This is a genomic window from Psychrobacter aquimaris (assembly GCF_016107525.1).
Classification (GTDB): domain Bacteria; phylum Pseudomonadota; class Gammaproteobacteria; order Pseudomonadales; family Moraxellaceae; genus Psychrobacter; species Psychrobacter aquimaris.
On sequence record NZ_JABASR010000006.1, the window covers coordinates 137,294 to 149,950 of the forward strand.

Annotated in this window: 9 protein-coding genes; 3 read left to right on the plus strand and 6 right to left on the minus strand. The window is 43.9% G+C overall.

Annotation, left to right across the window (positions count from 1 at the left end):
• Positions 1-183: 183 nt before the first annotated feature.
• Complete coding sequence (locus JFC10_RS07205; RefSeq protein ID WP_227685841.1) at positions 184-1,548, minus strand: Do family serine endopeptidase; 1,365 nt, start codon at positions 1,546-1,548, stop codon at positions 184-186.
• 1,003 nt (positions 1,549-2,551) lie between these two features.
• Here JFC10_RS07205 and JFC10_RS07210 point away from each other — a divergent pair.
• On the plus strand, positions 2,552-4,933 hold the full coding sequence (locus JFC10_RS07210; protein ID WP_198332272.1) for a cation:proton antiporter: 2,382 nt from the start codon (positions 2,552-2,554) through the stop codon (positions 4,931-4,933).
• Between the two features lie 153 nt (positions 4,934-5,086).
• Here the strand turns inward: JFC10_RS07210 and tmk are convergent, their stop codons facing one another.
• Together tmk and mltG are read right to left on the minus strand one after the other, a co-directional pair.
• Positions 5,087-5,800 (minus strand): dTMP kinase, encoded by a 714-nt coding sequence (tmk, locus tag JFC10_RS07215; protein ID WP_198332273.1) that lies wholly within the window; start codon positions 5,798-5,800, stop codon positions 5,087-5,089.
• A gap of 97 nt (positions 5,801-5,897) precedes the next feature.
• Positions 5,898-7,190 carry an endolytic transglycosylase MltG gene (gene mltG / locus JFC10_RS07220; RefSeq protein WP_198332274.1) on the minus strand — a complete coding sequence of 431 codons (1,293 nt, stop codon included), beginning with the start codon at positions 7,188-7,190 and terminating at the stop codon, positions 5,898-5,900.
• 167 nt (positions 7,191-7,357) lie between these two features.
• Here mltG and JFC10_RS07225 point away from each other — a divergent pair, with 167 nt between their 5' ends.
• Positions 7,358-8,122, plus strand: coding sequence for a DpnI domain-containing protein (locus JFC10_RS07225; protein WP_198332275.1), 765 nt, complete (start codon positions 7,358-7,360; stop codon positions 8,120-8,122).
• Between the two features lie 59 nt (positions 8,123-8,181).
• Here JFC10_RS07225 and JFC10_RS07230 read toward each other — a convergent pair whose 3' ends face one another.
• Positions 8,182-9,159 carry an aminotransferase class IV gene (locus tag JFC10_RS07230; protein ID WP_198332276.1) on the minus strand — a complete coding sequence of 326 codons (978 nt, stop codon included), beginning with the start codon at positions 9,157-9,159 and terminating at the stop codon, positions 8,182-8,184.
• Positions 9,160-9,171: 12 nt separating this feature from the next.
• A complete protein-coding gene (locus JFC10_RS07235) occupies positions 9,172-9,846 on the minus strand; it encodes a hypothetical protein (RefSeq protein ID WP_198332277.1) in 675 nt (224 codons plus the stop codon).
• A gap of 402 nt (positions 9,847-10,248) precedes the next feature.
• Here JFC10_RS07235 and aroE point away from each other — a divergent pair, with 402 nt between their 5' ends.
• Positions 10,249-11,109, plus strand: a complete 861-nt coding sequence (gene aroE / locus JFC10_RS07240) for a shikimate dehydrogenase (protein WP_193010964.1) — start codon at positions 10,249-10,251, stop codon at positions 11,107-11,109.
• A 67-nt stretch (positions 11,110-11,176) separates the two neighbouring features.
• Here the strand turns inward: aroE and JFC10_RS07245 are convergent, their stop codons facing one another.
• Positions 11,177-12,304, minus strand: a complete 1,128-nt coding sequence (locus JFC10_RS07245) for an FUSC family protein (protein WP_198332278.1) — start codon at positions 12,302-12,304, stop codon at positions 11,177-11,179.
• Between the last annotated feature and the right edge of the window lie 353 nt (positions 12,305-12,657).

Genomic DNA, 12,657 nt, shown 5'->3' on the forward strand with positions numbered 1-12,657 from the left:
GCAATAAATAAATCGCTCAATGTATAAGTTAATGACAGTGTTGGAGCGTTTTGAGTCATTGGATAAAAAAATCAGCCATTATAGGGGTCGAGCTCTATCATAGACAAGTAGAATTATTGACGCGCCTGTTATGTCATGCTCAATTGCCGCTCCGATTCCCCCTATCACTCTATCTATCCATACTTATTCAATACGTAACCCAATGATCGCGGGGATACCTTGGCGGATAATTTCAATGGTCACTACACCCTTTTTGGGCAATGATGAGATAGCACTTGAAAAATCCGTGACCTTTTTAATCGGCTTTTGGTGAAAATTGGTAATCACATCACCTGCCAAGATACCTGAGCGCGCCGCCAATCCTGTTGGGTCAACCGTGGTAACCAAAATACCCGTCTTATTGTCCACCGCGATTTCTGCTTGCTCATCGGCAGTCAGATTACGTAAACGCAAGCCTAACTGCACCTCATCATTCTGCTGATCGCCGCCTTGTGCTCTCACATCATTGGGCGCATAAGTAAGCTTGCCGCTGATGGTCATCTGCTGACCATTACGCTGAATCTGTACGCGGAAGCTATCGCTCGGTTTGGCACGATTGAGCAGGTTTAATAAATCTGAGGCGCGCATAATTTGCACATCATTATATTGCAAAATGATATCGCCAGGTTTTAGACCAGCTTTTTGTGCAGGTGAGTCTGGTGATACCCTTGTCAGTAGTGCACCTTGAGGACGATCTAGATTATAGGCTTCCGCCAAATTGCGATCGATGTCTTGCGGATAAATACCTAAATAAGCACGTACCACTTCGCCATCGGTTTTTAGCTGCTCGTAAATATCCATCGCCGCATCAATCGGAATGGAAAATGACAGACCCATGTAACCGCCAGTACCACTAAAAATACGCGAATTAATACCAATCACTTCACCGCGCTGGTTAAATAGCGGACCGCCTGAGTTACCCGGGTTCAATGCCACGTCTGTTTGGATAAATGGCACGCTGGTATCACGTGAAAAACTGCGTGACTTAGCACTGACAATGCCCGCCGATGCTGAGTAATCAAAACCAAATGGCGAGCCGATGGCTAGTACTGGTTCCCCTACTTTCAAAGCATTCGAGTCGCCGATAGGCAAAGCGGGAAATTGGTTGCCCGAGACTTTTAGTACAGCCACATCAGAGCGCTCATCACTACCAACCAAGGTTGCATCAAGCTCCCTTCTATCGTTAAGAGTGACAGTGATTTTATCAGCGCCCTCCACCACATGATGATTGGTCAGCATATAACCGTCGGCTGTGACAAAAAAGGCCGTGCCATAAGCATGCTCAATCGCTGGCGTGGCGGCCTGATCAGGAATACGTAAACGATCACCAAAGAACTGCCGTAACAATTCGGCTGTTTGGGCTTTGGCAAGCTCAGCCTCGCTGACGGTTTTGGTGACATTGACACGGGCAACGGCTGGGGTGACCTGCTGTACCAAGTCAGAAAAATCCGCCGTAGTGACAGCAGCTTGAGCGCTCGCCATGGCTATGGCAGTGACGCCAGTAACCATCGAGGTACTGATAGCAATCGCCAGCGCACTATGTTTTAACCAATGCGGCACACGAAACTTAGATTGCACTATAAGCATATTGATAGGCATGTTGTCCTCCAGATAAGTAATCGTTGTTATTTTTAATAGTTAGGTTTTGGCTAGTGACGTGTATACGATGTCTTAATCTTAACCAATGACACTTGCATAGCGATAGGTCAATGGAATATTCATCCACATCCGTATATGACAGACTTTGCATCGGCACTTGCTGTTATGCTTGCCAACCTTTTTAGTCACTATCTAGTCATTTATTAGATTACTGTTTTTTATACCCTTATACCATCGCCCATTCGCCTTTCCTTCTACAAAAACCCCAAAATAATGGTGATCCTCGCTACGTGCATGATAAAGGCAGCTACTGTATGATAAGTCATCGTGCTATTTTGTCATTATTTCGATCATGCAGGATAACCTAAGGCGCGGTTATTTGACCCATTTATTGTATATTTTTACCACTGCCCACTGATATCGTGGTAAATGCAGCCTTGCTCAGCATCAAATAAAAGCATGTTATGATAGCAAGCCAAATAACTTTAAAAGCAAACTAAAGTCTATAAAAATAATTATTGACTATTACTTTATAAAGCTGGCTATTATCACCCTTATTTTTCATCTTTTGCATAACTAGAATAGTGCTATGGTCGACTCAAGATAAATAGATAAAAAAAGGCGCGTGACAGTACTATCAATAATAGGCTGAGCGAGCTTGATGCCATATACGATTTATATGAGATTGACGGTTTTTTCTAGAAATGCTTTTGTCTTTACTACTCTATCGTAGTTATATCATATCTGGCTCATGTTGTGATTCATGATGGATACCATTGTCGTCGCTCACGTTCTATAGAGATTTTTCTCTATAGAGAGTAGCGTCAACTTATTACTATACTACTGGCAGCCGTTACTCTGAAACAGCGGTTGATAGCTATAAAATACGACAAGATTATAAAAGGATCAATTTATGGATACCGCCCTATTATTATCTGGCGTGGTTGGGATTGGCATCGCCGCCCAATGGTTGGCTTGGTATTTGAAGCAACCGTCCATTTTATTTTTGTTACTGATTGGCATTATTGTGGGCCCAGTGCTCGGTGTTTTCGATCCTGACTTGGTGCTCGGGGAGCTGATGTTCCCCTTCATCTCTTTGGGCGTGGCGATCATTCTATTTGAAGGCTCGCTGACATTAGAGTTCGATGAGATTAAACAGCATGGTACCGTGGTACAAATGCTGGTGTCGGTCGGTGTACTTATCACCATTGCTATCGTGGCGTTATCGACTTATCTCTTATTCGATGTCGATCCACTGATTGCTTTGCTGTTCGGTGCGCTAGTGTGCGTCACGGGTCCAACGGTGATTATGCCGCTATTACGTAGTGTGCGCCCCAATAAGACAATCTCTAATATCCTTAAATGGGAAGGTATCATCATTGACCCAATCGGCGCTATTGCCGTGGTTTTGGTCTATGAATATATCATCTCTGGCGGCGAAGCCAGTAGTATCTTATTGTTTGCCAAAATCGTAGTATTAGCGACAGCGCTTGGTATGGCAGGCGCTTGGCTGCTTGCCTTCCTGATGCGTCGGCATATGATTCCTGAGTTTTTACGCAATGTATTTACGCTTGCCTTTGTCTTGGTGTTATTTTCAGTATCGAATCATTTAGAGCATGAGTCTGGGCTATTGACAGTCACCGTATTGGGCGTGGCATTGGCGAATTGGCCAAAATTCCCACGCGACACGATTTTAGAGTTTAATGAATCTTTAACCATTCTTCTTATCTCTGTGCTGTTTATCATCCTTGCAGCACGTGTAGAGCTGGAAAGCTTACTTAGCGTTGGTTTTGCCGGTCTGGTGTTACTTGCTATCGTGATGTTTGTGGCGCGACCATTATCCGTTTGGGCATCGGCTATTGGCTCCAACTTAAAGACCAATGAAAAGCTGATGATTAGCTGGATTGGGCCACGTGGTATCGTCGCTGCAGCTATCTCATCACTGTTTGCTATTCGTCTGCAAGAGTATGATATTCAAGGTGTTGAACTGCTTGTGCCCTTAGTATTCATGGTCATTATTGGCACAGTTATGATTCAGGGCTTGGGGGCAAAAATAGTCGGCAATTTGCTTGGCGTCCGTGAACCTGAGACCAATGGTATCTTGATCGTCGGCTCAAATCCCATTGCGCTGTTGATAGCAACTTCTCTAAAAGATCAGGGCTTTGATGTCATTGTCGCACACAATAACTACACCAATATTGCCCGCGCACGCATGAGTGGTCTGCGTACTTATTTTGGCAATCCTATCTCTGATCACGCCGATCATCATCTTGACTTGATTGGTATCGGTCGTCTGTTTGCCATGAGTATGGACAAAGAGATGAATACCTTATCTGAAATTCATTATCGTCATGAATTTGGTGAGCGCAAATTGTACCGTCTCAAATTCAGCGGCGAAAAGGTCAAAAGCGAGCGCGATGATAAGCAAGGAAACTTCCACTCGCAGTGGCTATTTGGTAAAGACGTCACCTATACCAAACTTGCCAGCATGCTATCGAAAAAAGCCCGTATCAAGATTACCAACATCACCGACAGCTACAGCTTTGAGCAATACAAAGCTGACAATAAGCAATTCGTGCCGCTGTATACAATCGACAAAGAAGGCAAGCTGCACGTCATTACCGATAAGTTTGATGGTGTCGTACCACGTGATCGCAAGCTCATCTCACTGGTGGTGGAAGATGAAGTACAGCCAAAACCTGTCGACGTGACACCTAAACAAGAGCAAGCGCGCATGGCTGCTGATGCCAGCTTTGAGTCCAGCTCAAAAGCGCCTGAAAAGCGTAAAGAAAAAGAGCTGAGCGATGATAGTGCTGATGCAACAGCGCAAACCACTGATAGCGACAGCACTAAAGAAACAATCGCTGAGCAGAAAATCACTGAGCAGAGAGTCGCTGAGCAGAGAGTCGCTGAGCAAAATGCAGATAACGAGGTATCAAACCATTCGAGCGACAGTGCTGAATCTAAAACCACGCCAGACACCTTAAATGACAAAGTGATAGCGTCAAAAGATGAGTCTATTGACGTCGTTAATAAAGGCGTCATGTCAGCTAATTCAACAGCGACCTCGAAGGCAACTCCTAAGAATAAGGTGTCTAACAGCAGCAGTACGAATGGTAATGGCAACGCACCTAAAACTAAGAAAGGCGCGCTTGATCCAAATCGTCTACCCGATTCTGGTCAAGATAATACAGCCAATGCAAGCTCTGATGTCGATATTAATAAAGACAACATTAACAAAGACAATGTTCAAGAAATTTCAGATAATAAAGCTGTGAATAAGCAGGATAAATAATCGTTGCCACAGCTTTGATTTAACACAGTTTTGACAATATCTTGACAACTGCTTTAATACTTTATAAAAAATAATAGTTTATAAAACACGAAAGCCCCAACGAAATGTTGGGGCTTTTTATTTGGATAGGTGATGACTTTATAAAATCGGTTACTAAACATCAAATCTGTTTTGTACCGTCTGCCATACTCGCGCGCTCACCTCATCGGCGCTGCCTGATGCGTCAATACGCTGTATCCGTTCGGGATGCTGATTCGCAAGCGCGCTAAAACCTTTATGTACCCAAGTAAAAAATTCGGTCGCTTGCTGCTCAAAGCGGTCGGCCGCACTACGTTTATTGGCGCGCGCCATGCCTTCTAATACGGGCAAATCCAGCCACAATGTCAACTCGGGTAGTTGCGGCACAAACTGCTCGATAAGAGATTCAATTTTGACTTGTACCACCGCATCACCATGTGCCCGCCCGAAGCCCTGATAAGCAATGGTGGAATCGGTAAAACGGTCGCATATTACCCACGTCCCGCGTTGCAGCGCTGGCAAAATCACTTGCTGCATATGGTCGCAGCGCGCCGCAAATAGTAGCAATAGCTCTGTATCATCATTGATGTCGGTCGCAGGGTCCAATAATATAGCACGCAAACGTTCTGCAAACGGGCTACCACCCGGCTCACGGGTACGCAGATACGCAATATTGTTATCTTCTAAGCGTGTGCACAGCTGCTCAATGGCGGTCGTTTTACCTACGCCTTCAGTACCTTCAAAACTGATAAAGCGCCCTCGATTGGGCGCGATGTCATTGATTATTTTGGGCTGACTTGCTTTCGGCTGGACTGTTTGAGATAAGTGGTCTTGTATAGATGCTGACATGATATGACCTTATGTCATGGATGAGCGTTATATCGTTATATAGACAGTTGCATAACGCTCATTTCACGATAGGTTTGAAAAAAGATAGAGGATTAAATTACTGCGGTGGTGTTTGCGATTTCTTTTGACGCATGACGCTTAGGTAGTCTTTTACCGCTTGATTGTGCGCCGCCAAGCTATTGGTAAATTTGTGCCCGCCATTACCTGTCGCCACAAAGTACAATGCGTCACTATCTGCAGGATGCAAGGTCGCTTCGATAGAGGCAGCAGATGGCAAGGCAATTGGCGTAGGTGGTAAACCATCTATTTGATAGGTGTTATAAGACGTTTTTTCATCAATGTCTTTGCGGCGAATGTTGCCGTCATAGCGACTGCCCATACCATAGATGATGGTCGGATCGGTCTGCATCCGCATACCTTTATCCAAGCGATTTCTAAATACTGCAGAGACTAAAGGACGCTCTTCTGCCACACTGGTTTCTTTTTCGATAATAGAGGCCATCACTAACGCCTCATAAGGCGTCTTATAAGGTAAATTGGGCGCACGGTTTTCCCACGCTTCAGTCAATACTTGCTGTTGACGCTTATATAAATCGGTCAGTACCTGCTTATCAGTGCTGCCTTCACCATAATAATAAGTGTCAGGTGCAAACCAGCCTTCAAGATTGTGATTGACGATAGGGTCGTTACTATTGATCACTTCACTTGGCAATATACCGACCAAATCCAACGCTTGAGCAATACCAGCATTGTCTCTATCATTGCCACTATCGTCGGTCAGCACCTCTTTTTTGATGCCTTTATTATCCCGTAAAGTCTGATATAAATCTTTAGAGGTTCTGCCTTCGATGATTTGCACCTTTACCATCGATGCTTTTACCCCTTGCGTGAGCACTTGTAGCGTTTCAGCAAAGGTCGGGTTTTCTGGTAATCGATAAATACCAGCATGTAAGGGGCCATCGACTTGTGTTTTCATATAAAGCTTGGCAATCGTGGCAGAAAATAGCGGGATTTGCTGTTGCCACTGCGGCAGTAGGCCGTAATAGCTCTGACCCTGCTCAATTGTGACCATTTGCTTTGGCTGCTCAATCCGCCCAAACAATGTCTGATAGACCATCACTAAGAAAAACGCAGCGATAAGCGCCAACACCAGTAACACCTGATAGCCACGCTGCATAAAAAATGATTGGTTGTCCACTTTATATGTGCGTGGCTTACTATCTCCGCTGATGAGTGACACATCTGTCGCTGGCGCTTCCTCTACCCCATCGACCACTGGTTGCGCGTCCGGTAGCGTGGTATCGACACGCTCCTCAACACTGCTATCTGGTCTATTCGATGGCGTTTCATTAGGACGTTCAGGAGGCGTTTCAGATGTAGGCTTGCTCATGGCAACTCGCGAGGCAGAAGTTTGCTAGAATTTAGCACTGAACCGTGCGATTTTCAATGGTATTTGCTTAGCTTATCAATTATCTTGGTATTTACGCCTGCTTATATGGGCTAATATTACTAACTTCTTTTGGTATTTTTACTTTTCTCTAATAACGAAAATTGGTTATGAATCTACATTTTAATCAAAACCTTGCCAAAAATTATAAGTCGCCTAGTCAAATCATTAGAGTGTTGAGTGAGGATTGGGTTGCTAAGCAAAGTTACTGCCCTAATTGCAGTTCCGAACCATTGGTTGAATTTGCTAATAACCAACCTGCCGCTGACTTTTATTGTGCAAATTGTAATGAGCAATATGAGCTCAAAAGTAAGCAAGCAAAGTTAAGCAACATTATCAATGACGGCGCTTATAACACCATGATTGAGCGTATCAATAGCGACAATAATCCAAGCTTTTTCTTTTTAACCTATTCGCCAGAATACAGAGTTAATAACTTTTTAATCATCCCTAAGCATTTTTTTAAACCGGATATGATTGTTAAACGCAAACCTTTATCAGCCAGTGCTAAACGCGCAGGCTGGGTCGGCTGTAATATCGATTTGAGTAAAGTGCCTGAATCAGGAAAGGTATTTTTGGTTAAAAACCAGCAAGTTATACCACGCGATAATGTCACCGAGCAATTTCAAAAAACTTTGTTTTTACGCGCGCAATCTACGACTTCACGTGGTTGGACGTTAGATGTTTGGCAATGTATCGATAGACTAGAAGATAGATTTTCTCTCAATCAAGTTTATGCGTTTGCCGACTTATTAAAGCTTAAACATCCCGAAAACAATCATGTTAAAGATAAAATTCGTCAGCAACTACAAGTGTTACGCGATAGAGGTATCATTCAATTTACTGGTCGTGGGCAATATCGTAAATTATATTAAACGCTTTTCGTTATAACGTTCAGCTCTAGGTTGCCCTTTTTAAATACGATTAGAATCGCTTAAAATCTCACCACCTCACCCGATAATAAAGTCAAACGGTTCATTGGCATCACACCGCGCAGTGCATTACAAAAGAATAGCTTGCTTAACTGTGGCAAATCCTCATCTTGCAATGACCTGATAATGACGGGATGTTTGCTATTAGATAAAGCGTCGATAATAACTTGCCGCATCACACCAGCCACGCCTGATTGAGCCATCGAAGGTGTATACCATTGACCAGTGATTAGATAGTTTGCATTGTCTTCATAAAGCGGTAGCGTAGACAATTTTTCTGATGACGTTTTTTCTGATGATAGTGTTGATAAAGGCGAGTCTGACAACTGATAAAATACATTGCTCATCGTACCTTCAACCCAACGACCACTCATATCGCGTAGCAGACCTTCGCCGATGCTGGGTTTGATATTGTCTTCCAATACTTGGGCTTTGATGCCTTGTAACTCACCACTTGCCAGCACATTATCAAGGCGATTGAGGCTTTTGAGTCCTGCTAATGGTGGCGGTAAGCAGGCAAGCTGCGAAGATAGGCAAATGGCAGAACTGATAGGCTGCATCGGGATTAAGCACCCATCAGGCAAGCGTAATCGCTCAGTCGTAGCAACGGTCATCGCAGAGGATTTTAGCCAAATCTCACAAGCGCTACCAGACGTGGTTGGCATATAGCCATAACCACGGACATCTTGCACGGCGCGAGTCACCATCAACTTCAGCATGCCTTGTTGTAGTTGCTCGGCATGCATCTGCAATATCGCCAATACAGAATGACTGTCTAATTCAAGTTGTAAAGCTTCAGCATGGGACATAAGGCGCTGCTGATGATGAGTCAACCACAATATCTGCCCATCAATGACCCCCATAGTGGTAAAAAATCCATCGCCATATGCCAATCCACGATTGTCTAATGATACTGTGCCTGAGCCATCCGTCGTAGCACTTAATGGATGTATGCATAGCCAATTACTGAGCGGCATCATAGCTGGCACAGCTTATTTATTATCTGTTTGGGCAGCAGATTTATTGATGACCAGCATACAACTATAGAACTCACATTTCGCCAGTTCTATTTTTTGTCCACCGATGACTTTATTTTTGATAATTTGACCACTAAGCATATCAGAAATCAGTTGTCCGCCCTCATCACCCACCAGTTGACGCGCAAGCTTATGCGCTTTTTCGGCATGGTTTTGGCTTATCTCCTTTTCTTTATCGGAGTCGGTAGGATTGGCAAAGTACCAGCCAAGTTCGAGATATTTTTCAGAATCAATCAGATCCAAATACGGCGCATCGGTATCCATAAAGCGATATTTGACGGCTGGATTACTGGCATAGTCGAGGCTGTTCTCATCAGTGCTCATGACCTTACCAAAAGTCGCTTTGATCTCATCTAAATCATCGACGTTCAGTGACGCTACATTTTTAGTACCCCATCCCGAAACGTCATATTTCACTTGCGTACCTTGCTGAGCAGTAGCGCCGTCTAGATCGGCATTCGTCGCCGCACTGTCCTGTGCTTGAGCATTGTCAGCGACGGTTTGCTCGCTCATATCTGCATTGGCACCTTGATTTTGGGCGTCGTCTTTACTGCTATCACAGCCACTGAGCGACACACCAACTGCCATTATCGTACCGACCAAGAGGGTCTGTAGGCTATTATTCAACATGGGCAATTTACTCACACTTTTAGATGATTCTCAAAATAGTATTAACGAGCAGGCAGATGGGCCGCTGATAATGGACAATATATTTTATAAATAAGCTTTCTTATCACTGGGTTTTGACAGTTCAATTCCTTATAGTTATGCAACTGCCGAAAATATCAATATAAAATTTTCATACTCTCTAGTTTACCCAACTGCTTAACACTTGACTACCCTTTACGTTACGGATAACGCTCCCAGACAGTACAGATTTGTTAAAGACCTAACCTATCAAAAAACCTACCTATTCAAGTGTTTACTCGTTAGAGAGCCAATTTGTCAAACATAGTGTTATCCCTTATGATGATTGCCTATTAAGACCTTTCTACTAATCAATTTTTGCCTCTTACTGCAAGCGAATCCATTATGACCCAGCATTTTATCGTTATCGGCAATCCCATTGCCCACAGCAAATCCCCTGAAATTCATACGTTATTTGCAGCGCAGACGGGCATTGAGATTAGTTATCAGCGTCAATATTGTCCCGATGATGCAGCAAGTTTTACCGCTGTTATCGAAGCATTCTTTCAGGGCGGCGGTGTTGGAGCAAATGTGACTGTGCCTTTTAAACAAATCGCTTATGACTGCTGCGCGGCGCGCGGTGGCCTGTCTGAACACGCCAAGGTTGCAGGCGCAGTCAATACACTGCTACTAAATAAAACACTGTTACAAAGTGGTGTGCCACTCATCGAAGCATTGTATGGCGATAATACTGATGGACAAGGATTGGTCAATCACATGTTAAGTTTGGGTTGGCCACTAAAAGATGCTCGCGTAGCACTCATTGGTGCAGGCGGGGCAGCACGTGGGGTGATATTGCCATTGATTGAAGCAGGTATTGCCAGTCTTACTCTTGCCAATCGTACGTTAAATAAAGCAACGGCACTCGTCGATGAGCTGAGCGCGGCCAGCCCTGTTATTCATGAGCAGCAGATTGAAACTTGTCGCACGGCTGAATTAGACGGACAGTTTGATATCATCATCAATGCGACCTCTATCGGTTTATCAGCGGATACGCTACCACTGAGCGACAATCTAAACGGTCACTACGCTTACGATATGATGTATGGACGTGAGCTGCCATTTTTGCAGCATTTTTCTGCACGTGGCGCGCAGACCTCGGACGGTTATGGCATGCTCATCGGGCAAGCAGCGCTAAGCTTTGAGCGTTGGACGGGTCACGCTATTGATGTTGTGCAAGCAACCAAGACTCTCCACAGTCGTTAACTGCAAATCTATATCGAAAAAGCCGCATGAACTCAGCTCATGCGGCTTTAATGCCTCTCTTTTTATTTTATTCAAAGCGCGCCAGCAGCCAGTTTTCCATACGCCTTAGTGGTACACGTAAATTGGTTGAATGCATCACTACTCCGCCACTCAAACCAACCAAGCAGCCAATCACTGTATCGAACAAGCGGGCACGAATCACGTCATAATAAGCTTGCTCAGAAAGCGGCAAACCACTGCCATATTCCGCAATAAATATCGTCAGCGGTGTAATAAATATCACTGCCAAGCCATAATGCCGATCAACCAAATTTTCAATACAGAGCATCATTATCAAGATTGCCAACGCTATGCCCCATATCGACAACCCCCAAGACAACATCCAACTCGCCAGAATTACGCCCAATATTGTGCCGAGCAAACGATGTATTTGCTTAATCCACATAGTACGTAAATGAATACCTTGAATAATAATAAAGCAGCTAATTGCCGCCCAATATGGATTGGTCAGATTCAGGGTTAATGCTATGAGTAAGGTTAGGCTAACAAAACCAGCCACAATAATACTTTCACTAATCGTATCTGGCTCATAGCTATAAATGGGCGTAGGACTGGACGGGCGCGTCGCTAATAAAAACAGCGAATACAGCAGCGCCATGATCAAGGCAAAACCACTACCCAGCATCACCAGACCCGTAGCTGGCATAACGTCCTCTAACGGCAGTGGTATAAATAACGCAATCGCACCTGCCATCATTATAAACAATCCTGCTGGCGGCGGCTGACGATAATAGCGTCCAAGAATGATGATACCAAAGGCCATTAAAGTAAATATCGGCAATTTCAATACGGGGACATGCTGCGCAATCAAACCCAGCGCAAAGCACAGCGACATGGCAAAGCCCCATGCCATCACCGTCACCAAGCGATAGGGCAACTTGCCAGCTAATGGTGTATTTAAAATAACCATCGCTCCCAAAGATGCTTTAATACCTGACGATAAAGCATCAAAATAAGCACCCACAAACACAGGGAAACTAATGGCGATCGCGGCAATAATCGGCATGTGCCACGGTCTCTTACTACGGTTCACTGTCAACAGATGCGCCAGCTCCCCATTAATTAAAATCTTCATGCGAGCAAATAACGCTGTCAGCCAAGATACTCGCTTTGTCTCGTGCTTTGATACACTCATAATTGGCTTTCCTTATCTCGTCAATGCACTTAAATATCATTTTCTACTAAAAAAAATTTCATTAAACAGCGCTTTAACGATGAATATCAATAAAAATCTGATTGGCAATTAATAACTTAATGTTTTTATTTTACATATAAATTATGAATATTTGTTATTAGTTATATATTTGTCGCTATAGAAGATTTATACTGACATTAACGCCACAACAGCTGTTTTTTATCAGGGACGCCTCAACGGTAATCTAAATGGACGAGCTGTTTTTAACAAATCTGTATGACAATCAGTGATATTGTCTATCTTCATCTCTAAAACTAAACAACCGTTTGTATGAAACGTGGCTCAACTACTGA